The sequence below is a fragment of the Amorphoplanes digitatis genome (assembly GCF_014205335.1).
In the GTDB taxonomy this organism is placed as follows: Bacteria; Actinomycetota; Actinomycetes; order Mycobacteriales; family Micromonosporaceae; genus Actinoplanes; species Actinoplanes digitatus.
In genome coordinates this window covers 882,463-906,580 of the sequence record NZ_JACHNH010000001.1, presented here as the reverse complement: position 1 = coordinate 906,580, position 24,118 = coordinate 882,463, and the positions used below count along the sequence as shown (strand labels likewise).

Here is a 24,118-nt window from a genome sequence, read left to right as displayed (position 1 = left end):
CGTCGGCGAAAGGTCAGCCGGCGTGCTAGGTGCGAATAATCAGCACGAAGTGGGTCACGGAGAGCAGCATGCCACGCACAGCCTCGGTACGTGGCCAGAATCCACAGGCTGAGACGGCGGCAACACGGGCGGGGGCCGGGCGAATCGACGGAGCCCGTTAGGTTGAAGGGGTGGCCGACGATTACCCGCGCACGCTGACGTTCTCCTCCAGCTACAACTTCCGCGACATCGGGGGCTACGCCGGCCTCGACGGCCGGACGGTGCGCTGGCGGCGCATCTTCCGGGCGGACTCCCTGCACCGGCTGCGGGGCGACGACCTCGAGACCTTCAGCGAGCTGGGCGTCCGGACGGTCATCGACCTGCGCCGGGTCTTCGAGGTCGAGGCGCACGGCCGGGTGCCGGAGGCCGAGGGACTGGCCTACCACAACCTGGTGATCGAGCACGTCGACTGGGAGACGGTCGCGCCCTCGCTGCCGCACGAGCGCTGGCTGGCCGACCGCTACCTCAACTTCGCCGAGGACGGCCGGGCCGGGCTGGCGGCGGCGCTGAGCCTCATCGCCGACCCGGACGCGGCGCCGGCGGTCGTGCACTGCATGGCCGGCAAGGACCGCACGGGTGTGGTCTGCGCGCTCACGCTGTCGCTGCTCGGGGTGTCCGACGCGGACATCGCCGCGGACTACGCGCTGACCGAGGTGGCGATGGCCTCCCTGACCGACTACCTGATGCGGTCGAAGCCGGAGATGGTCCAGGACAAGTACCACATGTTCGACTGCCCGCAGGACGCGATGCTGCTCTTCCTGAGCGACCTGCGGGACCGGCACGGCTCGGTGGAGAAGTACGTCCGCGAGATCGGGATCAGCGCGGAGCAGATCGCGGCGCTGCGCGACCACCTGCTGACCCCAGGCTGACGGCCGCCGTTGCGGGCGGCCGTCAGCCGGGACCTCAGAAGACCTTGTGCACCCAGCCGAACGGGTCCTCGGCGCGGCCGCGCTGGATGTCCGACAGCTCCTGGCGCAGCGCCATCGTGACCTCGCCCGAGCCGCCGTCCGCGACGGTGAACTCGCCGTCGGGGTGGCGGACCGTGCCGATCGGCGTGATCACCGCGGCGGTGCCGCAGGCGAACGCCTCACGGATCCGGCCCGACGCGGCGCCGTCGCGCCACTCGTCGAAGCTGACCGGGCGCTCCTCGACCCGGCGGCCGGCCCGCTGCGCCAGCTTGAGGATCGAGTCACGGGTGATGCCCGGCAGGATCGTGCCGGTCAGCGGCGGCGTGACCAGCGAGCCGTCGTCCTGCACGAAGACGATGTTCATCCCGCCGAGCTCGTCGACGTACCGGCGCTCGACCGCGTCCAGGTAGACCACCTGGTCGCAGCCGTGCTCGATCGCCTCGGCCTGGGCGGACAGGCCGGCGGCGTAGTTGCCGCCGCACTTGGCCGCGCCGGTGCCGCCGGGCGCCGCGCGGGTGTAGTCCGGGGTGATCCACACGGTGACCGGCTTGACCCCGCCGCTGAAGTAGGCGCCGACCGGCGAGGCGATCACCAGGTACAGGTACTCCATCGCCGGGCGCACGCCGAGGAAGACCTCGCTGGCGTAGGCGAACGGCCGCAGGTAGAGGCTGCCCTCGTCGCCCTGCGGGATCCACTTCCGGTCGATCGCGATGATCTGGCGCAGCGACTCCAGGAACGCGGCCTGCGGCACCGCCGGCATCGCCATCCGCTGCGCGGACTGGTTGAAGCGGGCGGCGTTCGCGTCCGGGCGGAACAGCGCCACGCCGCCATCCGGCGTGGTGTACGCCTTCAGGCCCTCGAAGATCTCCTGCGCGTAGTGCAGCACGGCCGAGGCCGGGTCCATCGGGATCGGCGCGCGCGCCTCCACCCGCGGCTCGTACCAGCCCTTACCTTCCGCATAGCGAATGGTGACCATGTGGTCGGTGAAGATCCGGCCGAAGCCCGGGTTGGTGAGCCGCGTTGCGCGCTCCGCGTCGCTTACGGGCGCCGGGTTCGGACGGATCTCGAAGTCGAGGTTGTCACCACCACTCATGGCAGTTGACCTGCTTTCTGTCACGAAGAATGAAGAGGTAGCACCCGCAGTGCTCCATGAACTTACCCCGAACGGTCGTTCAACGACGACCATCGGGTGTGCGCCAACACCCGCCGGCCCGAGGGCTACGGCGGGGTGACGGGAGGGTGTCGGATCAGGCGACCGCGGCGGCGGCGACCCGGTCCCCTACCTCGGCGGTACGCAGCGGCGCGCCCGGTGCACGGGACGCGACCTCGGCCGCGACCGCCTCGGCTACTCGGCGGGCCTCGTCGGTGTGCCCGAGGTGCTCGAGCAGCATCGACGCGGAGAGGATCGCGGCCGCCGGGTCGGCGATGCCCTGGCCGGCGATGTCCGGCGCCGAGCCGTGCACCGGCTCGAAGGTCGAGGGGTACTTGCGCTCCGGGTTGACGGAGCCGCTGGCGGCCATGCCGATGCCACCGGTCACGGCAGCGGCGATGTCGGTGAGGATGTCACCGAAGAGGTTGTCGGTCACCACCACGTCGAAGCGCTGCGGGTTGCTCACCAGGAACATGCTCGCGGCGTCGATGTGCTGGTAATCCGTTGTCACGTCGGGGAACTCGGCGGCGACGGCGGCGAAGGTGCGCGCCCAGAGCCCGCCCGCGTGGGTGAGCACGTTGGTCTTGTGCACGAGGGTGAGGTGGCGGCGCTCGCGGCGCCGCGCCCGGGCGAAGGCGTCGCGGACGACCCGCTCGACGCCGTGCCGGGTGTTCAGGCTCTCCTCGGTGGCGATCTCGGCGGGGGTGTCGCGGTGCAGGACACCGCCGGCGCCGACGTAGAGGCCCTCGGTGCCCTCGCGGACGACGACCATGTCGATCTCGCCGGGCTTGAGGCCGGCAAGCGGGCTGGTCGTGCCGGGCCAGAGCCGGGACGGGCGCAGGTTGACGTACTGGTCGAAGTCGAAGCGGAGCTTGAGCAGCAGCCCGCGCTCGAGGATGCCCGGCGGGACGCTGGGGTCGCCGATGGCGCCGAGCAGGATGGCGTCGTGCGCCGCCAGCTCGTCCTCGATGGCCTGCGGCAGGACCTCGTTGGTGCGGTTGTAGAAGCGGGCGCCCAGGTCGTAGTCGTCGAACTCCACGTCCGGGAGGACGGCCTCGATCACCTTGCAGGCCTGCGCGGTCACCTCGGTTCCGATGCCGTCTCCGGCCACCACCGCGATCCGCGCCACCGCCACGTCAACTCCCTCGCTAGATACGACTCGCTCGACAGTAGTCCTGGTCCCGTTCTCTGGCACGGCGGTCCCACAGTGTGGGTGAGTCGTCGTTAAGGGGCGCAGACGCGAACAACCCCCGCCGATCGCGGCAACGATCGCGGGGGCTGTCACGACAGGTACGCGTGGCTCGCGTCCGCCGGGGGTGCATCCACCGCACGGAGCGACCACGGAAGTGTCACCCGAAGACACGCCCGCGTAGCCCGCGCGGCAGGACCAACGCTAGCGATGCGGACTAATGTCGCGCAAGACGCATCCCCCGCGTGTCGCGGCGGCAACTGAGTCGGTTGGCCGACGGTATGGCACCATGCGCCGGTGAGTTTCGACCTGGTGGTGTGGGCCCTGAACAACACGGACACACCTGATGACGTGCGCGCCGCCAACGACCGGTGCGTCCGTGGTGAGCACCCCCAGCGCCCCGCCGACCCGCGCGTCGTCGCCTTCTACGACGCGCTGACCAGCCATTATCCCGACCGCGGCCCCCGCGCGACGGAGTCCGGCTCGCCGTGGGCCGGCACCCCGCTGCACGCCGCGGCGGACCACATCCAGATGCGCCTGGACGAGGCCTGCCCCGACACGGTGCTGGAGACGATCGAGCGACTGGCCGGCGAACACGGCCTCGACCTGCTCGACCTCCAGGACGGCACGGTTTATCCGCCGCCGGTCAAGCTCCGCTAGTCCTCGTCCCGCAGGTCCACGACGCTGCCCTTGGTGGTCCCGACCGCCGCCGCGACCGACGAGAACAGCTCGGCATCCACCGAGGAGTCGACGGTCAGCGCCATCAGCGCCTCGCCGCCCGCCTCGCGCCGGGCCACCTGCATCGCCGCGATGTTGACGCCCGCCTCGCCCAGGATCGTGCCGAGGGCACCGACCATGCCGGGCCGGTCCGAGTAGCGGAAGAACAGCAGCACGCCGCCGGCGTCCATCTCCAGCTCGAACCCGTCGACCTCGGTGAGCCGGCGGGCCTCACGGGTGGTGCCCGTGCCCGTGACGGTGCCGGCGACGCTCACGGTGCGCCCGTCCGGCAGCGCACCCCGCACGGTCACCAGGTTGTGGTGGTCGGAGATCTCGTGGTCGACGACCAGCTCGACCTCGACGCCCCGGTCGGCCGCGAGCTGCGGGGCGTTGACGTAGGTGACCTGCTCCTCCACCACGGAGGTGAAGAGGCCCTTGGTCGCCGCGAGCTTGAGCACCGAGACGTCGTGCGACACGATCTCGCCGCGCACCTCGACGGTCACGCTCGCCGCGACCCCGCCCGCGACCGCGGTGAAGACCTTGCCGAGCTTCTCGGCGAGCGCCAGCAGCGGCCGCACGTCCTCGTCAACCACGCCGCCGGCCTGCACGTTCACCGCGTCGGGCACGAACTCGCCCTGGAGCGCGAGCTTGACGCTGCGGGCGACCGACAGGCCGGCCTTGTCCTGCGCCTCGGCGGTCGAGGCGCCCAGGTGTGGGGTCACCACCACGTTGTCGAAGCCGAACAGCGGCGAGTCGGTGGTCGGCTCGGCGACGAACACGTCGATGCCGGCGCCGGCGACCCGGCCCTCGGCCAGCGCCTCGGCCAGCGCCCGCTCGTCGACCAGGCCACCGCGGGCCGCGTTGACGATCCGCACCCCGGGCTTGACCGTGGCCAGCTCCTTCTCCCCGATCAGGCCCATGGTCTCCGGGGTACGCGGCAGGTGCACCGAGATGAAGTCGCTCTCCCGCAGCAGCTCGTCGAGCCCGACCAGCCGCACGCCGAGCTGCGCGGCCCGGGCCGGCTGGATGTACGGGTCGAAGGCGATCAGCCGGGTGCCGAACGCGGCCATCCGTTGCGCGAAGAGCACGCCGATGCGGCCCAGCCCGACCACGCCGACGGTCTTGCCCTGCACCTCGACGCCGGTGTACTGCTTCCGCTTCCACTCGCCGTTCTTGAGCGAGGCGCTGGCGCTCGCCGTGTGCCGGGCGACGGCGAGCAGCAGCGCGATCGCCTGCTCGGCGGCCGAGACGATGTTGGAGGTCGGCGCGTTGACGACCATGACGCCGCGGGCGGTGGCGGCGGGCACGTCGACGTTGTCCAGGCCGACGCCCGCGCGGGCGATGACCTTCAGGCGCGGGGCCGCGGCGACCACCTCGGCGTCGACCTGGGTGGCGCTGCGGACGATGATCGCGTCCGCGTCGGCGAGGGCCGCGAGCAGCGTCGCGCGGTCGGTGCCGTCGACGTGGCGGACGTCGAAATCGTGCGCCAGAACATCGATGGCGGCGGGGGCCAGTTCCTCTGCGATCAGTACTACGGGAGTCATATGTCTCCACAGTTTGTCTCGCGGGTGGACCGGCCGGCCGGACCTTTCCGGCGATCCTAGGCGGATCGACGACCGGGGAGGGACGTCATCGTACGGTGACCGGCGTCACAAGTGTGAAATCGTCCCGTGCGCCGCGGGACACCCCGCGACCCGGCTTGCCGATAGCCTCCTCGGCATGGCTGATGCCCCCACCGACGCCGAGGAAACCGATGAGGACCTCGGGCCCACCACCCCCGAGCCGCCGCGCCGGGTGCCCTTCGCCGTCGCGGTCACCGCGTCGCTGCTCGGCCTCGTCGCGATGGCGCTGCTGATCGGGGCCGTGCTGACCCTGACCTCGGACTCGTACTACGACAGCGTCGGAGAGGCCACGGCCGAGGGTCTGGCCACCGCGGGGCTCGCCATGGGCGCCGCCGTGGTCGCCGCGGTCGCGTGGTCCATGGTGCGCAACGGCAACACGGTCGGGCCGATGGTGGTCGGCGGCCTGGTCCTGCTCACCGGGTTGATCTTCCTGGTCAGCGCGGTGGCCGCCGACTCGGACACCGCCGGCCTGCGGATCGGCGTCCTCGCCCTGGTGCTGGGCCTCGGCGTCCTGCTCGTCCCGCTGTTCGGGCAGGGCCCGGCCTACCTGGCCGCCCGGCGGGTGTGGGCCGACGCGGAGCGGGACTGGTTGCAGGACCTGACGACGCCGGCCCAGCCGCAGGGGCAGTGGCCGGGGCAGTACCCGCCGCCGCAGCAGTGGGGCGTGCCGGCGCCGCAGCCCGGATACCCGCCGCAGTACCAGTACCCGCCGCAGCCGCCGGGCCAGCCGTGGCCCGGTCCGCCGCCGCCGCAGTATCAGGCCTGGCCCGCCGCCCCGACGGCATGGTCCGCGCCCCCGGCCCAGCAGCCACCGCCCGGGCAGTCAGTGCCGCCGCAACCCGTGCCGACGAGCCCCGCGCCGCCGGCCGTGTCACAGCAGGCGCCGACCGAGCAGATCCCGCCGGCGCCGCAGGAGAAGCCGCAGCCCTGAGCCGCCGGCTCAGGCGGCCGGCAGCGGGATGGAGTCCCGCTCGATCGGCGGCGCGGCGGTGTAGCCCGCCGACGCGCGGCCGTCGAACTGGCGGAAGCTGAGCGCCTCGGCGTCCAGCCCGTCGTAGAGCAGCTCCAGGTCGAGGCTGCCCACGGGCGGGTAGACCCGCTCGCGCGGCGGCTCCTGGCCGATCTCCAGTGCGCCCTGCGACACCATGAAGTCGATGATCGCCCGGCGCACCGCGGGCAGCGTCACCGGCGAGTGGTAGACGACGTTCAGGGCCTGCATCCGCATGCCCCGCACGTGCTCCTCGCCCTTGTTGTCGTGGAAGTGCGGGTTGCGGGTCTCGATCTGGAGCACCGGCACCGAACAGCTCATGACGTCCGGGCTGTCGCACTCCAGCACCCCGCCGAACTGCTCGAAGAGGTCCATGAACTCGTACGGCTCGACCGCGAAGCCACCGGCCAGCCGCAGCTTGAGGCCCAGGTCGAGGCTCATCGCGTGCTCGCCGGCGTTGCCCGTCGCGATCACCTCCGTGCCGAAGCCGGAATACTCGGCGAGGAAGCGATTGAGCCACTCGTTGGTGATCTCCGAGCTGCGGCCCCGGCGGCTGAAGAACAGCCGGCCGTCGCGCAGCTTCGGCTTGGAGTGCCAGAAGATCCGGACCATCGAGTACGGGCTGTCGGCCAGGTGCAGCCCGGCGGCGTATGCCTTGCAGTACTCATGGACGGCGCCCGGCACGTAGTTGTCGGCGTCGACGTAGCCCACGTAGCGGCGGCCCGTCATCGCGGCAAGCGCCATGCCGATCAGCATCGCCTCGCCCTTGCCGGAACGGACCAGACCGTCCTCGCCGATCAACTCCTCCATGCCCGCGGCCTTGAATGCGGCCGCGAGTCCGGGGTCTTTCTGATGGACGCTGATCGCGGACCGGCCGGCCAGGCGGCAGAACTGCTCGAGCGTCTGCGCTTCGCTCTCGTATCGGTCCACGGGCAGCTTGTCGCTGTTGGAGACCAACACAATGAGACAGTCATGGGGAATTCCGGAGAGTACCCCTTCGACGACGCTTCGCGTCTCATTCATGCAGGGGACCACGATTACCATTTGCGACTCGACGGCGCGCAATGCCTCGGGCGGCACGGCCCGGCTACCAGCCGAAAGACTGGGCTGGCCCGCATCTTGCTCGGCGCTCGAGTCAAGCTCGATCACCCTCTGCAGCTCATGAATCCGGACCGCGCCGAAGCGCTCACTCCGGAAAGAATCAGCCAGTCGCATACCCGGAATGTACCGCCTACCGTCGGCCCGGCGGCGTCCGAACAGTTCACATTTCTATGACGACGCCGTTTCGGTAAGCGGGAGGTAACACGGACGTTTCAGGTAGTCGATTGCTCACGAAAAAACGCCGGGCCGGCGGCCTTGCGGCGCACCGACCCGGCGTGCTTACCGGCGTCGAAAGGTCAGGCCGTTTCGGTGATCGGCCGGTCGACCCAGCTCATCATGCCGCGCAGCTTCTTGCCGGTGACCTCGATCGGGTGCTCGGCGCCCTGCTCGCGGTACTTCCTGAGCTCCGGCGCGCCGGCCTCGTCGTCGGCGATGAGCCGGCGGGTGAACTCGCCGGACTGGATGTCGCCGAGGATCCGCTTCATCTCCTGCTTGGTCTCCGCGTTGATCACGCGCGGGCCGGAGACGTAGTCGCCGAACTCGGCGGTGTCCGAGACGCTGTAGCGCATCCGGGAGATGCCGCCCTCGTACATGAGATCGACGATCAGCTTGAGCTCGTGCAGGCACTCGAAGTAGGCGATCTCCGGGGCGTAGCCCGCCTCGGTGAGCACCTCGAAGCCGGTCTGCACCAGCGCGGCGGTGCCGCCGCAGAGCACGGCCTGCTCGCCGAACAGGTCGGTCTCCGTCTCCTCCTTGAAGGTGGTCTTGATGACCCCGGCGCGGGTGCCGCCGATCGCCTTCGCGTACGAGAGGGCCAGCGCCTGTGCGCCGCCGGTCGCGTCCTGCTCCACCGCGATCAGGGCCGGGACGCCCTTGCCGTCCACGTACTGGCGGCGGACCAGGTGGCCCGGGCCCTTCGGGGCCACCATCGCCACGTCGACGTCCGCCGGCGGCTTGATCAGCTCGAAGCGGATGTTGAGGCCGTGGCCGAAGAAGAGCGCCTTGCCGGCGGTCAGGTTCGGGGCGATCGACTCCGTGTAGATCTTCCGCTGCGCGGTGTCGGGGGCCAGCACCATGATCACGTCAGCCCAGGCGGACGCCTCGGCGGGGGTCAGCACCTTGAGACCCTGCTCCTCGGCCTTGGCGCGGCTCTTCGAGCCCTCCTTGAGGCCGACCACCACGTCGACGCCCGAGTCGCGCAGCGACAGCGAGTGGGCGTGGCCCTGGCTGCCGTACCCGATAACGGCGACCTTGCGTCCCTGGATGATGGACAGGTCGGCGTCGTCGTCGTAGAACACTTCCGCGGTCATGACTTCCTCACTTGAATCTATTGGGCCTTTAGTCCGGTCAGGGGTGGTGGCGGGGCGGTTGGATGGGGACTAGGCCGCGCGCAGGGCGGGGCCGGTAGTGATCGAGCGCGAGCCGCGGCCGATGGCGACCAGGCCGGACTGGACCATTTCCTTGATGCCGTACGGCTCGAGGTCGCGCAGCAGCGCGTCCAGTTTGTCGGGGTTGCCGGTCGCCTCGATCGTGAGGGTGTCCGGGGCGACGTCGATCACCTTCGCCCTGAACAGCTCGACCGTCTCGAGGACCTGCCCGCGCACCGTGCGGTCGGCCCGCACCTTGACCAGCAGGAGTTCGCGCTGCACCGACTGCTGCGGGTCCAGCTCGACGATCTTCAGGACGTTCACCAGCTTGTTGAGCTGCTTGGTCACCTGCTCCAGGGGTGAGGAGTCGGCGTTGACCACGATCGTGATGCGGGAGACGTCCGGGTTCTCCGTCTCGCCCACCGCCAGCGAATCGATGTTGAAGCTCCGTCGCGAGAAGAGGCCCGAAACCCGGGCGAGCACGCCGGGCTTGTTCTCCACCAGCACGGAGAGGGTGTGCTTGTTCATGGTGTGATTCCCATCCGCCTAGAGGTCGTCCTCGTCGAAGCTCGGGCGCACGTCCCGGGCGAACATGATCTCGTCGTTGCTGGTGCCGGCGGCGACCATCGGCCAGACCATGGCGTCCTTGCCGACCGTGAAGTCGATGACCACCGGCCGGTCGTTGATCTCCAGGGCCGCCTTGATCGTCGCGTCCACCTCTTCCTTGGTCTCGCAGCGCAGGCCGACACAGCCCAGCGCCTCGGCGAGCTTCACGAAGTCCGGGATGCGGTGCTTGTGCGTGCCCAGCTCGGTGTTCGAGTAGCGGCCCTCGTAGAACAGGGTCTGCCACTGCCGGACCATGCCCAGGTTGCCGTTGTTGATGACGGCGATCTTGACCGGGATGCCCTCCAGCGCGCAGGTGGCGAGCTCCTGATTGGTCATCTGGAAGCAGCCGTCGCCGTCGATCGCCCACACCTGGGTGTCGGGGCGGCCGACCTTGGCGCCCATCGCGGCGGGCACCGCGTAGCCCATGGTCCCGGCGCCGCCGGAGTTGAGCCAGGTGCCCGGCTTCTCGTACTTGATGAACTGGGACGCCCACATCTGGTGCTGACCAACGCCGGCCACGTAGACCGCGTCCGGGCCGACCAGCTCGCCGATCCGCTCGATCACGTACTGCGGCGCGAGGGTGCCGTCGGTCGGCTCGTCGTAGCCAAGCGGGTAGCGCTCGCGCAGGTCGTTGAGCTGCGCCCACCAGGACTGGTACGCCGCCGTTCCGCCCGCGGTGGCGGAGACGGCCGCGATCAGCTCGTCGATGACGTGCCGCGCGTCGCCCACGATCGGGACGTCCGCGTGCCGGTTCTTGCCGATCTCCGCGGGGTCGATGTCGGCGTGCACGACCTTCGCCTCCGGCGCGAACGAGTCGAGCTTGCCGGTGACCCGGTCGTCGAAGCGGGCGCCGAGCGTGACCAGCAGGTCCGCCTTCTGGAGCGCGTACACGGCCGGGACCGTGCCGTGCATGCCGGGCATGCCCAGGTGCTGCGGGTGCGAGTCGGGGAACGCGCCGAGCGCCATCAGCGTGGTGATGACCGGCATGCCGGTCAGCTCGGCGAGCTTGCGCAGCCCGTCGGTGGCGCCGGCCTTGAGCACGCCGCCGCCCACGTACAGCACCGGGCGCTTGGCGGCGGCGATCAGCCGGGCCGCCTCGCGGATCTGCTTGCCGTGCGGGTGCAGCGTCGGCCGGTAGCCGGGCAGGTCGAGGGTGGGCGGCCAGGCGAACGTGGTCGCCGCCTGGAGCACGTCCTTGGGGATGTCCACGAGCACCGGCCCGGGGCGCCCGGAGGAGGCGAGGTGGAACGCCTCCGCCATGATCTGGGGGATCTCCTCGGGCGTCTGGATCAGGAAGTTGTGCTTCGTGATCGGCAGCGTGATGCCCTGGATGTCCGCCTCCTGGAAGGCGTCCGTGCCGATCGCGGGCCGGGCCACCTGGCCGGTGATCGCGACGATCGGCACCGAGTCCATGTAAGCGTCGGCGATCGGCGTGACCAGGTTCGTCGCGCCCGGCCCGGAGGTGGCGATGCAGACGCCGACCTTGCCGGTGGCCTGGGCGTACCCGGTGGCGGCGTGGCCGGCGCCCTGCTCGTGGCGGACCAGGATGTGCCGGACCTTGGAGTCGTACAGCGGGTCGTAGGCGGGCAGGATCGCCCCGCCGGGGATGCCGAACGCCACTTCGACGCCGAGCGCCTCGAGCGACCGCACGAGCGAACCGGCCCCGCTGGCGGGGGTCGGTGACACCGTGACTACGGCCGGGGCGCCGGCAGCCGCCGCGACGGTGGCCGGGGTGGCACGGTTGGCGAGGGTCTCGGGTGTGGGTCTCGTCATGGCGATTCAGACCTTCGTTCGGGATGGGCGGGCCGGATCGTTCCCGTGTGTGAGCAACAAAAAAGGTCCTCGTGCCGAAGCACGGGACCTAGCGCACTGCTCATCTCTCATGGCCCGGTAACGCTGGGCAGAGGAGCAGTGCGCTCACATAAGTACTCGGGACGACAAGCACATGCGGCTAAGACTGCCCCATCTCACGGGGTGCGTCAACTGATCTCACATCTTGGTCACCCGTCCGCGAGACCTCCCCCTCGGAGAAGGCCGGATCGGTCGGCAGCAGCGCCCTGAGCTGCCGCATCCCCGGGCCCAGCATGATCACCTGACTGCGCGCGGGCGCGGTGGGCTTGGTCGCCGGGCGGGCGCGCTGCACCGGCACCGGCCGGGAACCGGACGATCGGGCGGTCTCCAGCTGCGCCTCGAGGTGCTCGGCGGGCACTCCCCAGCCGAAGAGCGAGCCCTGCCCCAGCCGGCAACCGGCCTCCTCGACGATCGCCCGCTGCGCCGGCGAGCCGATCCCCTCGGCCAGCACCTCGAGCCCGAGCCGGTGGCCGAGCCGCACGACGACGTCGACGAGCGGCGCGGCCGTGCCGGTACGCGACTCCGGCTCGGCGACCAGCGCGTGGTCGATCTTCAGGATGTCCACCGGCAGCTTGCGCAGCTGCCCGAGCGAGGAGTAGCCGGCGCCGAAGTCGTCGAGCGCGATCCGCACGCCGGTGGAGCGCAGCTCGCACAGCCGCCGGATGAGCTCGTCCATGTCGGTCGCCACGGCGTGCTCGGTCACCTCGAGCACCAGGCGTTGCGCCGGCACGCCGTACTTCTGGAGCACGCCGGCGACCTGGCCGGCGTAGTCGGCGGCGTGCAGCTCCTTGGGCGAGAGGTTCACCGAGACCCAGACGTCGTGGCCGACGGCCAGCCACTGGGAGAGCTGCTCGCACGCCTGGTCCAGCACCCAGGAGCCGATCATGTTGATCAGCCCGGACTCCTCGGCGACCGGGATGAACTCGTCGGGCCGGACCGCGCCCAGCTCGGGGTGGTGCCAGCGCAGCAGCGCCTCGGCGCCGACCGGCCGCATCGAGGGCAGCGCGACCACCGGCTGGAAGACCAGCCGGAGCTGCTCGCGCTCGATGGCGTGGCGCAGCTCGTTCTCCAGCACGCTGTGCCGGCGCAGCAGCTCGTCGTAGCGCCGCTGGTAGCGCTCGACCCGGTTCTTCCCGCGCTGCTTGGCGTAGCGCAGCGCCAGGTCGGCGTCGCGCATCAGCTCGCCCGTGTCGCCCGGCGCGGGCGAGCCGGCGACGCCGACGCTCGCGGACAGGAAGACGGAGCCGTCCTCGGTGTCGTACGGCTCGCCGAGCACGGCGAGCAGGCGCTTGCCGGCGAGCATCGCCTCCTCGGGCGTGGCCCACATGAGCACCGCGAACTCGTCGCCGCCGAGCCGCGCCGCCACGTCGCCCTCGCGCAGGTTCGCGCGCAGCCGCTCGCCGACCTCGACGAGCACGGCGTCGCCGACGTCGTGCCCGCGCATGTCGTTGACGTTCTTGAAGCCGTCCAGGTCCAGGCCGATCAGCACCCGCGGCCGCTCCCGGGCGGCGGGCTCGCGCAGCGCCCGGACCAGGCCGCGGCGGTTGGCCAGCCGGGTCAGCGGGTCGGTGTGCGCCAGCTCCCGGAAGTGCGACTCCCGGTGGCGCAGCTGCAACGTGTAGCTCTTCACGTCGGCCAGCGCCAGGTACTGCCGGGCCACCAGGGCGAAGCCCTCGACGCTGAAGCCCAGGAAGCCGAACACGTCGAAGACGCCGCCGGCGGCGAGGTGGTAGCCGAGCGCGCCGACCATCGCGGACATCGGCACGAACGCGTACCCGGTGTTGCGCTGGGTGATGTCGCCGGTGACCTCGACCGGCCGGTCGGCGATCTTGACCGCGTGGGCGACCACGACGAGCCCGCCCGGCAGCAGCACGGCGCCGAGCAGCACGATGCCCGGCCAGCTGCGGCAGATCCCGCTGGAGAGGGCGGTCGCCGCGACCGCGACGAGCGTGACACCGGCCGCCACCCGGACCGTGATGTGCCGGGGCCGGTGTGCGTGCACGGCCAGCACCGCGGTCAGCCCGGTCGCGACCGCCGCCATGGCCGCCGGCAGCAGGATGGACACGCCGGGCTTCGGCGTGTGGTCGCCGAGGATCCGGGTCGGCTCGGAGAGCAGCACCCAGCCGACGAACCAGAGCCCCGCGCCGACGACGAGCCCGTCCAGCAGGTGCCGCCAGGCCGCGCCGGCGTTCTCCGCGGCGCCGGGCAGCACCAGCGTGCCCGCCAGCAGCGTGGACGTGCCCAGCGCCATCGCGACGGCGACGGCCGAGCCGAGCTGCGCCGGCCGCTGGGCCAGGAAGAGGTCGCTGAGCAGGCCGGCCAGCGCGGCGGCCGTGGTGATCGCGGCCCCCGCGGCGAGCAGCAGGTGTGCGCGGCGGGCGGCGCCCGTGTGCCGGCGACCGGAGTTGGCCAGCAGGGCTACGGCCGGGACCGCGACCAGAAGGCTCGCCAGCCCGGCCAGCTCCACGCCGGACGGTGAGTGCACGGGAACACTCTGCCGTACCGGAGGGCTTTTCGGGAGGTGACCGATCGACCGGTTTCGAACTGAAACTCACGATCACCGTCCCGCGCTGTGGACGGGGCGCCGCCCGGCGACGCGCCGGTCCTTACCCGCGGTGGCAGAATGTAGGAATGCCTGAGCTGCGCTCCCGGACCTCGACCCACGGACGGACGATGGCCGGCGCGCGCGCCCTGTGGCGCGCCACCGGCATGACCGACGACGACTTCGGCAAGCCGATCGTCGCGATCGCCAACAGCTTCACCCAATTCGTACCCGGCCACGTGCACCTCAAGGACATGGGCGGGCTCGTCGCCGACTCGGTGTTCGCCGCGGGCGGCATCGGGCGCGAGTTCAACACGATCGCCGTCGACGACGGCATCGCGATGGGCCACGGCGGCATGCTCTACTCGCTGCCCAGCCGCGAGTTGATCGCCGACGCCGTGGAATACATGGTCAACGCGCACTGCGCCGACGCCCTGGTCTGCATCTCGAACTGCGACAAGATCACCCCCGGCATGCTGATCGCCGCGCTGCGTCTGAACATTCCCACGGTGTTCGTGTCCGGCGGCCCGATGGAGGCCGGCAAGACCATCGCCATCGAGGGCGTGGTGCACGAGAAGCTGGACCTGGTCGACGCGATGAGCGCCAGCGCGAACGAGAACGTGACCGACGAGCAGCTCGACACCATCGAGCGGTCCGCGTGCCCGACCTGCGGCTCCTGCTCCGGCATGTTCACCGCCAACTCGATGAACTGTCTGACCGAGGCGATCGGCCTGGCCCTGCCCGGCAACGGCTCGACGCTGGCCACCCACGCGGCCCGCAAGGCGCTCTTCGAGCGCGCCGGCGAGCTGATCGTCGACATCGCGAAGCAGTACTACGAGAACGACGACGAGTCCGTGCTGCCGCGCTCGATCGCGAGCCGGGACGCGTTCGAGAACGCCGTCGCCCTGGACGTGGCGATGGGCGGCTCGACGAACACGGTGCTGCACCTGCTGGCCGCGGCCCGCGAGGCCGAGATCGACTTCAGCGTGACGGACATCGACGCGGTCTCGCGCCGGGTGCCCTGCCTGTCCAAGGTCGCCCCGAACAGCCCGAAGTACCACATGGAGGACGTGCACCGCGCCGGCGGCATCCCCGCCCTGCTCGGCGAGCTGGACCGTGGCGGCGCGCTGCGCCGCGGCGTGCGCTCGGTGCACTCCCCCGACCTGGACAGCTGGCTACAGGAGTGGGACATCCGCAGCGGCAACGCGAGCGAGGCGGCGCTGGAGCTCTTCCACGCCGCGCCGGGCGGCGTCCGCACCACCCAGCCGTTCTCCACCACCAACCGCTGGGCCACGCTCGACACGGACCCGGCCGAGGGCTGCATCCGGTCGGTCGAGCACGCATACACGGTCGACGGCGGCCTCGCGATCCTCTTCGGCAACCTGGCGCCCGACGGCTGCGTGGTGAAGACCGCCGGCGTGGCCGAGGAGCTGTGGAAGTTCAGCGGCCCCGCCCGGGTCTTCGAGAGCCAAGACGCGGCGGTCGAGGGCATCCTCGGCAAGCAGGTCGTCGCCGGCGACGTCGTGATCATCCGCTACGAGGGCCCGCGCGGCGGCCCCGGCATGCAGGAGATGCTCTACCCGACGTCGTTCCTGAAGGGCCGCGGGCTGGGCAAGGCCTGCGCGCTGATCACCGACGGCCGCTTCTCCGGCGGCACCTCGGGCCTGTCCATCGGGCACGTCTCCCCCGAGGCGGCCTCCGGCGGCCTGATCTCGCTCGTCGAGACCGGCGACGAGATCACCATCGACATCCCCGGCCGCACGATCCACCTGAACGTCACCGACGAGGATCTGGCGCAGCGGCGGCACGAACAGGAGCGCCGCCCCAAGCCCTACACGCCGGTCGACCGGCAGCGACCGGTCTCGGCGGCGCTACGCGCCTACGCCTCGATGGCGACCAGCGCAAGCGATGGCGCATACCGCAAGGTTCCCGAATAACAGAACCTTTCCCGTACGCCGGCGGTAGCTCGACCTACAGCCGGCACGAAGCTCCGTGCGGGTCAGGCCCGGCGAGCGCGCTGCGGGCTGATCCGCGGGTCCCGCACGGAAAGCGGCTCGCTCAGCGCGCTGCGGGCTGATTCGCGGGTGTCGGCTGTGCCGGGTCGGGGGTGGGATTCGCTTGCGGTGGACGGGTGGGGCCGGGGGTGACCACGCACTGCTGGTGGATCGTTTTTATGCTCGTGCGTGGTCACCCCCGGCCCCACCCTTGCTCGGGGGTCTGTTGCGGTGGGGTGTTGGTTCCTCGCTGGTGGGTGCGTGGGTGGGCTTTTGCGTGCACCTTGCGGTGGGTGGTCTGGCTGCCGCGCGGTGGGCTCGGCAGGGGGTTTGGTCGGGCGGGCCGGGGTGGGTGGTGGGTCATGCGGACGCACCTCGCCGGTTACGGTCAGTGGAAGTCGCAGTAGCGTCGGCCTGGCGACGGCCATCCGCAACAAAGCAATCGGCGAGGGCCTGCGCGCTGCGGGCTGATTCGCGGGTTCGGCACGCATCGGCTTGGTGGCGGGCTGCGGGGCGGTCCGCAGGTGCCGCGCGGAAACGGCTCGCCCGGCGCCGGACGTGCTGGGAGCATGAGCCGCATGCAGCCATGCCGACGGTCGATGATGCGCCCCCTTGCGGGGTCGTTCGGCGTGCGTTAGTCACCACCGATCAAGTCCCTGCCTTCGTGCGGGGACGACCGGGCGGGGCGGGGCGCAGGAGTGAACATGACCTTCTACGTCACCACTGCCATCCCCTACGTGAACGCGGCTCCGCATCTGGGTCACGCGCTTGAGCTTGTGCAGGCCGACGTGCTTGCCCGGCATCGTCGGCTGCGCGGCGAGGACGTCCGCTTCCTCACCGGCACCGACGACAACGCGCTCAAGAACGTCACCGCGGCCCGGGCCACCGGCGTCGATGTCGCGGCGTTCGTCAAAGCGAACGGCGACCGGTTCGCCGACCTGCGCGGGCCGCTGGACCTGTCGTTCGACGACTTCATCCGTACCGGCTCCGACCCGCGGCACGCACCGGGGGTGACCGCGCTATGGCGCAGGTCCGCGGCCGACTTCTATCGGCGCGAGTACACCGGGCGGTACTGCGCGGGCTGCGAGCGGTTCCTGGACGGCGCCGCCTGCCCGGAGCATCCGGCGGCACCGGAGACCGTCGCCGAGACCAACTGGTTCTTCCGGCTGTCGCGGTACCAGCGGCGGATCCTCGACGTGCTGGAGTCGGGCCGGGTCCGCGTCGAGCCCGCGCCCCGGCGCAACGAGGTGCTCGCCTTCGTCCGCGCCGGGCTGCGCGACATCAGCGTCTCGCGCCCGGCGGCGCGGGCCGGCGGCTGGGGCATCCCGGTGCCCGGCGACCCGGATCAGGTCATCTACGTCTGGTGGGACGCCCTGGCCAACTACGTGACCGCCCTCGGCGACGACGCCGCCTACCGGCGCTGGTGGGCCGGCTCGACCGAACGGGTGCACGTGATCGGCAAGGGCATCGTGCGCTTCCACGCCGTCTACTGGCTCGCGCTGCTGCTCTCCGCCGGGCTGCCGCTGCCGACGGCGATCTTCGTGCACGACTACCTGACCGTCGACGGCGCGAAGCTCTCCAAGAGCGCGGGCAACGCCGTCGACCCGGTCGCGCTGGCCGGCCGGTACGGCGTGGACGCGCTGCGGTGGTGGTTGCTGCGCGAGACGGCGACCGTCGGCGACACGGACTTCACCGAGCGGCGGCTGATCGAGCGCGCCGACCGGGACCTGGCGGGCGGCGTCGGCAACCTGGTCAACCGCACGCTGACGCTGGCACGCCGGCACGGCGTGGCGCCCGCCGAGGTCGGCTCCGACCTCGGCGGGCGCGTCAACGCCGCGCTGGCCCGGGCGGATTTCCGCGCGGCGACCGACGCCGTGTGGGCCGAGGTCGACCGCGGCAACCGGCTGATCGAGGCGCGGCAGCCCTGGAAACTGGCCGACCCCGCGCCGGTCCTGGCCGAGCTGCTCGGCATCTGCCAGGTGCTCGCCGGCGAGCTGCGCCCGTTCATACCCTCGGGCGCCGAACGCCTGTTGGCGCAGCTCCGCTCCGACGGGCCGCCGCGGCCCGCCTTCCCGCGACTGGGCGCGGCGCGCTCAGACCAGGTCGTTGACGCAGCGCAGCACCGGCCGGGTGGTCAGGGCCGTCGGTTCCAGGCCCGCACCGCCCCGGATGATGAACGTCGCCTCCTCGCCGGGTAGCAGCGTCACCACGGCCTCGTCCGCCTCGGTCGCCGGATCGAGGCGGTCCGGCTGGAGGACCAGGTCGCGCAGGATGTTGTGCGCGGTGATCTTCACCCGGGCATCCGGGCCGACCGCCTCGAACGTCGCGTCGAACTTCGCCTGCGGCCAGGCGACGTCCTTGTCCTCGGCGAAGAACCACCAGGCCCGGTGCTCGTCGGCCGTCGCGACCAGCAGCTCCTGCGCCGGGTCGCCGGCCGCGCCGACCTCGGCCGGCAGGGGCAGGGTGATGGCCGAGCCCGGCGCGACGGTCGCGCCGACCGCTACCTCGGCCTCCACGACCCCCGCGAGGGTACGGCGGGACACGGTCGCCGACAGCGGCCACGGCTCGGCCGAGTCGTTGACCGCCACCAGCGCCGGCACGCCGTCGCGGGGCTGGACGGTGAGCAGCCGCGGCGCGTAGGAGCGGCGCAGGGCGTACCAGAGCGGCTTCTTGCGGCCGTCGCCGTCGATCGCCGCCCAGGAGGTCACCGGCCAGCAGTCGTTGAGCTGCCACATGATCGCGCCCATGCAGTACGGCCGCAGCGACCGGAAGTGCTCGATACCGGTCGACAGCGCCCGTGCCTGGTTGAGCTGGGTCAGGTAGTGCCAGTCGTCGAAGTCGCGCGGCGGCGGCAGGTGCGCGTCGAGGCCGCGCTGGAGCTTGAGGTCGCCGTCGGTGGCCTTCTGGTGCGCCCGCATGCCCGGCGAGTCCCGGGCCAGTGGCTGGTCGGAGAGCGCGCGGCGCAGGGTCGCGTACGCCGGCGGCGCCTGGTATCCGAACTCCGCGACGAACCGCGGCCGGTACTCCCGGTACTTCAGGTAGTCGTCGGTGTTCCAGACGTCCCAGACGTGCGTCGTCCCGTACGCGGGGTCGTTCGGGTGCAGGTCGTCGCGGCCCGAGTACGGGCTGCCGGGCCAGTACGGCCGGCTCGGATCCTCCTGGGCGACGATGCGCGGCAGCACGTCGAAGTAGAAGCCGGCGCCCCACGACCGGTCGCCGAGCTCCTCGACCCAGCCCCAGTCCGCGTGGCCCCAGATGTTCTCGTTGTTGCCGGTCCACATCATCAGGCTGGGGTGGCTCGACAGCCGCACCACGTTCTCGCGGGCCTCGGCCGCCAGTTCCGTGGCGAACGGCTCCTCCTCCGGGTACGCGGCGCAGGCGAACAGGAAGTCCTGCCCCACCATGAGGCCGAGCGAGTCGGCGAGGTCGTAGAAGTCCTCCGACTCGTACCGGCCGCCGCCCCAGACCCGCAGGTAGTTGACGTTCGCGTCGACCGCCTGCGCGAACCGCGCCGCGAGGCGGTCCCGGGTGACCCGGTTGGCGAAGACGTCGTCGGGGATCCAGTTGACCCCGCGCACGAACACCGGGACGTCGTTGACGTGCAGCGTGAACGCGCTTCCGCCGCCGTCCGGTGTGGTGTCCAGGCGCACCGAACGGAAGCCGACCTTGCGGGTCCAGGAGTCCAGGGGCTCGTCGTCCGGCCCGGCCAGGGTCACGTCGAGGTCGTAACGCGGCTGGTCACCGTACCCTCGGGGCCACCAGAGCCGGGGATCCTCGACGGTGAGGGAGAGTACGGCCTCGTCGCCCTCGGTCCGCGCCGCCACGCGCCGGCCGGCGGCCGTCGCGGCGAGGGTGACCGGCCCGGGGGTCTCCCGCTCGAGCCGCACGCGCACCTCGACGAGGCCGGCGCCGTCCGCCACCGTCACCTGCGGGCGCACCTCGGCCAGCCGCGCGACCGACCAGCTCTGCAGGCCGATGGGCTGCCAGATGCCGGCGGTGACCAGCGTCGGGCCCCAGTCCCAGCCGAAGTTGCAGGCCATCTTGCGGATGAAGTTGAACGGCTCGGGGTAGGCGTTGGGCCGGCCGCCGAGCCGGGCCCGCTGCGCCTGCGCGTAGGCGTACGCGGAGCCGAAGCGGACCCGGAGCTGGTTCTCGCCCTCGCGCAGCACGTCGCGGACGTCGAAGCGGTAGCCGCGGTGCATGTTCGCGGTGCGGCCCAGCTCGACGCCGTTGAGGATGACCGTGGCGACGGTGTCGAGTCCGGCGCAGACGAGGTCCGTCCGGCCGTCGCCACCGGCGTGCTGGAACACCGTCTCGTAGACCCAGTCGGTGTGCCCGATCCAGGCGAGCTCCTTCTCGTTCTCGTCCAGGTACGGGTCGTCGATCAGTCCCGCGGTGAGCAGGTCGGTGTGCACGCAGCCGGGCACCGTGGCGGCGACGCTGTCCACGTCGCCGCCGGTGACCGCCCAGCCGTCGTGCAGGGCTCGGTACGAGGTCACGGTTCTCCTCATCAGGACTTGACAGCGCCTTCCATGATCCCCCGCACGATCTGCCGCCCGCCCAGCAGGAGCAGCACGAGCAGCGGAACCGTGGCGACGAACGCGCCCGCGAGCACCCGGCGGTAGATGACGTAGTTGCCGCTGGCGAGGTCGGAGAGCGCCACCATCGAGGTGGGGAACGGTGTGCCGTTGAGCTGGATCAGCGGCCACTGGAACTCGTTCCACGTCGCGACGAACGTGAGCAGGCCGAGCACGGCCAGCGCCGGGCGGATGGCCGGCAGCACGATGCTCCAGTACACCCGCATGGTGAGCGCGCCGTCCATGCGCGCGGACTCGACCAGCTCGTCGGGGACCGCTTGCATGATGAACTGGCGCATGTAGAACACGCCGAACGCGCTGACCAGGAACGGCACGATGACCGACACCAGGGTGCCGTTCCAGCCGAACTTGCCCATCAGGATGTAGAGCGCGACGATGCCCAGCTGATTGGGGATGGTGAGGGTCAGGATCACCACGATCATCAGCTTGTCGCGGCCCGGGAAGCGCAGCTTGGCGAAGGCGAAGCCGGCCATCGAGCAGAAGAACAGCGTCGACGCCGTCACCGCCGCGGAGACGATGAAGCTGTTGATCAGCGACGCGGCGAAGTAGACCTGCTGCATGGTGAAGACCTCGTGCAGGTTCTCCATCAGCTGGTCGCCGGGCACCACTGACGGCGGGATCTGCGAGACCGCCTCGTCGTCGCTGGTGGCGATGACGAACATCCAGTACAGCGGGAAGGCCGACAGCGCGAGGAAGGCGGCGAGGCCGAGATAGGTGTGCCAGCTGCCGCGGGTGTCCTGCGGCGCGCGGCCGATGTTCTTCAGGCTGCGCTTTCTGGGCCGGGTTGCGGTCGCGGTCATCGCCGTCCCCCTCCTAGGCGGTTCGTCGCCACGGCGTTCAGGGCGGCGACGATGAGGATGATGAGGAACAGCGCCCACGACATCGCGGCCGCGTACCCGAGGTTGAGGTCCTTCCAGCCGACCTTGTAGATCAGCTGGGCGATGGTCTGCCACTGGTGGTCGGAGCCGCCGGACGCCGCCGCGGGGTTCTCCTCGAACAGCATCGGCTCGTTGAAGAGTTGCAGGCCACCGATGGTCGACAGGACGACGGTGAAGATCAGCACAGGCTGGATCATCGGCACGGTGATTCGCCACAGCTGCCGCCAGGGTCCGGCGCCGTCGACGGCCGCCGCCTCGTAGACATCCTTCGGAATGGACTGCATCGCCGACAGGTAGAGCAGCGCGTTGTAGCCGATCCACTTCCAGTTGACCATCGTGGCGATGGCGATCCAGGAGCTCCACTTGTATGCGCGCCAGTCCAGCGGCGCGTCCTGGCCGAAGCCGACCAGCGACAGCAGCCAGTTCGCCATGCCGTTGTCCCGGGCGAAGATGATGGCGAAGACCAGCGTCGACGCGACGACCGGCGTCACGTACGGCAGCAGCACGCCGACGCGCCAGAACGAGTTCGCGCGCAGCCGGCGGTTGAGCAGGTTGGCCACCATCAGCGCGATCAGCAGCTGCGGCACGGTCGACAGGACGAAGATGCCGAACGTGTTGACCAGCGCGTTCCAGAAGTCCTCGTCGTGCAGGAGCCGCTCGAAGTTGGCGAAGCCGGCCCAGCCGTCCAGGGCCGGATCGTCGAGGCGCCAGTTGCGCATCGCGACGATGCCGTTGAACACGATCGGGAAGAGCCCGAAGAGGGCGAAGAGCAGGAAGAACGGGGAGATCATCAGGTACGGCACCCGCTTGTTGTCGAAGCGGTGCAACCAGTTGCGACTCTTGTACCCGGACTTCGGCTTGCGGTGATGCGCCGGCTCGGTCGCCGGTGTCGGCGGTGCGCTGTGTGTCACGGACACGGCCACTCCTTCCAGGGAGCAGCGGGGCGGCCACTGTGGGCCGCCCCGCCGTCGTTTCGCTTTAGGAGTTGGCAGCCTTCTCGGCCGCCTTGACGGCCTCGGGCCACGCCGCACTCGACTTGAGCGAGCCCTGCTGCACTCGGGTGATCACGTTCTCGACCTCGACCCGGGTCGGGCCGTTCTTCTTGCCCAGGTACTGCGGCTTCAGGGCCTCGGCCGTCGCGGCGTAGATCTGGCCGGTCGGGGCGTTGCTCATGAACTCCTTCTTGTAGTCCAGCACCGCGGGGTCCTTGTAGAGCGCGGGCTGCGACGGCAGGTTGCCGACCGTCTTGAAGACCTCGATCTGCTGCGCCGGCTGGATCATCCACTCGACGAACTTGTAGGCCTCGTCGACGTTCTTGCCCTGCTTCGGGATGGTCCACCAGGAACCGCCCCAGTTGCCGCCGCCGCCGGGGATCGCGGCGATGTCCCACTTGCCCTTCTGGTCCGGCGCGGTCTCCTGGATGTGGCCCAGCATCCAGGCCGGGCAGGCGAGGACGGCGAACTGGTCCTTCTTGAAGCCCTGGTCCCAGTTCGGCTGGAAGCTGGCGAGGTTGGCCGAGATGCCGGCGTCGATCGCCTTCATGCTGACGTCGAACGCGACCTTGGGGCCGCCCTCCATCTGGAGCTGCTCGGAGGTGTCGTAGAAGCCGACCGGCTGCTGCGCCAGCACCGGGTTGAACAGGTTGGTGCCGGAGTCGACGAACTTCTTGCCGGTCGCCTTGGTGTACTTCGTCCCGGTGGCGATGAACTCGTCCCAGGTCGGCCAGAGGGCGGAGACCGCGTCGCGCTCGGTCGGCAGGCCGGCCTTCTTGAACAGGTCGGAGCGGTAGCACATGGCCAGGCCGCCGACGTCGGTGCCGAGGCCGATCTGCGACGCGCCGTCGGCCGACTTCGACTGCGCCCACTTCCAGGGCAGGTACTTGGCCTCGTAGCTGGCCGCGCCCTTGTCGAGCAGGTTGACGAACTTGTCGGCCTGGCCGCGGAACTGGACCATGAAGCCCTCGTCGACCGCGGAGATGTCCGGCGCGCCGGTGCCGGCGACCAGCTTCTTCTGCAGGTCCTCGTGCTGGGCGTTGTACTCGCCCGAGTTGAGCACGATCTTGACGTTGGGGTGGTCCTTCTCGTACGCGGCCTTGAGCGCGTCGAGGCCCATGTCGCCCCAGAAGTTGACCGTCAGCGTGGTCTGGCCCTGTGCGGCCTTGTCGCCGCCGCCCTCCAGGCTTTCTCCGCTGCAACCGGCAAGTGCCAGGGTCCCGGCGAGTCCGGCGGCGACAAGCGCCACGCCCCGCTTGGCGAACCGTTCCATTACTCCTCCACCCAAGGGGAATGTTGACGAAAGAATTTACTGAACCGGATAAGTGACGTGACCGTATGACGCGCCTCACGGCGTGTCAAGACTGTGTTTCATGTTCGTGACACGTCGCGTATTCAACCGATGTAAGCGCTCGTAAACCGGGTTATTTCGGCCAGTGGGCTACTCCAGGGTTACGCCGCGGCCCGTGGTCTGTAACACTTAACCGATCAAGTCATCCGTGCTGGCTAGGCCCAAAGCGGCGCGAGGTAGCGTGAGAGCGCTCCACCAGCGCCCGTTCTGGCAGCCCTTTTGCAG

General features: G+C 70.7%; 17 protein-coding genes. 5 read left to right on the top strand and 12 right to left on the bottom strand.

Annotated features, from left to right (window positions below; all coding sequences use genetic code 11):
- The first annotated feature begins 170 nt into the window (after nucleotides 1-170).
- Nucleotides 171-908, top strand: coding sequence for a tyrosine-protein phosphatase (locus BJ971_RS04165; protein WP_184989977.1), 738 nt, complete (start codon nucleotides 171-173; stop codon nucleotides 906-908).
- A gap of 34 nt (nucleotides 909-942) precedes the next feature.
- Here BJ971_RS04165 and BJ971_RS04160 read toward each other — a convergent pair whose 3' ends face one another.
- Together BJ971_RS04160 and BJ971_RS04155 are read right to left on the bottom strand one after the other, a co-directional pair.
- Entirely contained in the window at nucleotides 943-2,040 is a 1,098-nt protein-coding gene (locus BJ971_RS04160; RefSeq protein ID WP_184989975.1) for a branched-chain amino acid aminotransferase, read from the bottom strand.
- A 154-nt stretch (nucleotides 2,041-2,194) separates the two neighbouring features.
- Nucleotides 2,195-3,226 carry a 3-isopropylmalate dehydrogenase gene (locus tag BJ971_RS04155; protein WP_184998639.1) on the bottom strand — a complete coding sequence of 344 codons (1,032 nt, stop codon included), beginning with the start codon at nucleotides 3,224-3,226 and terminating at the stop codon, nucleotides 2,195-2,197.
- 357 nt (nucleotides 3,227-3,583) lie between these two features.
- On the opposite strand from BJ971_RS04155, the gene BJ971_RS04150 reads away from it, so the two are divergent.
- Nucleotides 3,584-3,946 (top strand): hypothetical protein, encoded by a 363-nt coding sequence (locus tag BJ971_RS04150; RefSeq protein WP_184989973.1) that lies wholly within the window; start codon nucleotides 3,584-3,586, stop codon nucleotides 3,944-3,946.
- Here BJ971_RS04150 and serA read toward each other — a convergent pair.
- Nucleotides 3,943-5,547, bottom strand: coding sequence for a phosphoglycerate dehydrogenase (gene serA, locus BJ971_RS04145; protein ID WP_184989971.1), 1,605 nt, complete (start codon nucleotides 5,545-5,547; stop codon nucleotides 3,943-3,945). The genes BJ971_RS04150 and serA overlap by 4 nt on opposite strands.
- 175 nt (nucleotides 5,548-5,722) lie before the next feature.
- Between serA and BJ971_RS04140 the strand changes: the two genes are divergently transcribed.
- Nucleotides 5,723-6,556 carry a hypothetical protein gene (locus BJ971_RS04140; protein WP_184989969.1) on the top strand — a complete coding sequence of 278 codons (834 nt, stop codon included), beginning with the start codon at nucleotides 5,723-5,725 and terminating at the stop codon, nucleotides 6,554-6,556.
- A gap of 9 nt (nucleotides 6,557-6,565) precedes the next feature.
- On the opposite strand, the gene mpgS is transcribed toward BJ971_RS04140, so the two are convergent.
- The 5 genes from mpgS to BJ971_RS04115 all read right to left on the bottom strand — a co-directional run bounded on the left by mpgS (nucleotide 6,566) and on the right by BJ971_RS04115 (nucleotide 14,023).
- A complete protein-coding gene (gene mpgS, locus BJ971_RS04135) occupies nucleotides 6,566-7,828 on the bottom strand; it encodes a mannosyl-3-phosphoglycerate synthase (protein ID WP_184989967.1) in 1,263 nt (420 codons plus the stop codon).
- Nucleotides 7,829-8,010: 182 nt separating this feature from the next.
- Entirely contained in the window at nucleotides 8,011-9,024 is a 1,014-nt protein-coding gene (ilvC, locus tag BJ971_RS04130; RefSeq protein ID WP_184989965.1) for a ketol-acid reductoisomerase, read from the bottom strand.
- Between the two features lie 69 nt (nucleotides 9,025-9,093).
- On the bottom strand, nucleotides 9,094-9,609 hold the full coding sequence (gene ilvN, locus BJ971_RS04125; protein WP_023561968.1) for an acetolactate synthase small subunit: 516 nt from the start codon (nucleotides 9,607-9,609) through the stop codon (nucleotides 9,094-9,096).
- Nucleotides 9,610-9,627: 18 nt separating this feature from the next.
- Nucleotides 9,628-11,460, bottom strand: a complete 1,833-nt coding sequence (locus BJ971_RS04120; RefSeq protein ID WP_184989963.1) for an acetolactate synthase large subunit — start codon at nucleotides 11,458-11,460, stop codon at nucleotides 9,628-9,630.
- A gap of 178 nt (nucleotides 11,461-11,638) precedes the next feature.
- Complete coding sequence (locus tag BJ971_RS04115) at nucleotides 11,639-14,023, bottom strand: putative bifunctional diguanylate cyclase/phosphodiesterase (protein WP_239087854.1); 2,385 nt, start codon at nucleotides 14,021-14,023, stop codon at nucleotides 11,639-11,641.
- 146 nt (nucleotides 14,024-14,169) lie between these two features.
- On the opposite strand from BJ971_RS04115, the gene ilvD reads away from it, so the two are divergent.
- Both ilvD and BJ971_RS04105 read left to right on the top strand, forming a co-directional pair.
- Entirely contained in the window at nucleotides 14,170-16,017 is a 1,848-nt protein-coding gene (ilvD, locus tag BJ971_RS04110) for a dihydroxy-acid dehydratase (protein WP_184989961.1), read from the top strand.
- Nucleotides 16,018-16,778: 761 nt separating this feature from the next.
- Complete coding sequence (locus BJ971_RS04105) at nucleotides 16,779-18,272, top strand: methionine--tRNA ligase (protein ID WP_184989959.1); 1,494 nt, start codon at nucleotides 16,779-16,781, stop codon at nucleotides 18,270-18,272.
- Here BJ971_RS04105 and BJ971_RS04100 read toward each other — a convergent pair.
- From BJ971_RS04100 to BJ971_RS04085, 4 genes are all read right to left on the bottom strand, one after another.
- On the bottom strand, nucleotides 18,168-20,585 hold the full coding sequence (locus tag BJ971_RS04100; protein ID WP_184989957.1) for a glycoside hydrolase family 2 protein: 2,418 nt from the start codon (nucleotides 20,583-20,585) through the stop codon (nucleotides 18,168-18,170). The genes BJ971_RS04105 and BJ971_RS04100 overlap by 105 nt on opposite strands.
- Nucleotides 20,585-21,472: a carbohydrate ABC transporter permease gene (locus tag BJ971_RS04095; protein WP_184989955.1), complete on the bottom strand. Its 888-nt coding sequence runs from the start codon at nucleotides 21,470-21,472 to the stop codon at nucleotides 20,585-20,587. The genes BJ971_RS04100 and BJ971_RS04095 overlap by 1 nt, the downstream gene beginning before the upstream one ends.
- Nucleotides 21,469-22,461 (bottom strand): carbohydrate ABC transporter permease, encoded by a 993-nt coding sequence (locus BJ971_RS04090; protein WP_377885374.1) that lies wholly within the window; start codon nucleotides 22,459-22,461, stop codon nucleotides 21,469-21,471. The genes BJ971_RS04095 and BJ971_RS04090 overlap by 4 nt, the downstream gene beginning before the upstream one ends.
- Nucleotides 22,462-22,528: 67 nt before the next feature.
- On the bottom strand, nucleotides 22,529-23,815 hold the full coding sequence (locus tag BJ971_RS04085) for an ABC transporter substrate-binding protein (RefSeq protein ID WP_184989953.1): 1,287 nt from the start codon (nucleotides 23,813-23,815) through the stop codon (nucleotides 22,529-22,531).
- Nucleotides 23,816-24,118: the final 303 nt, after the last annotated feature.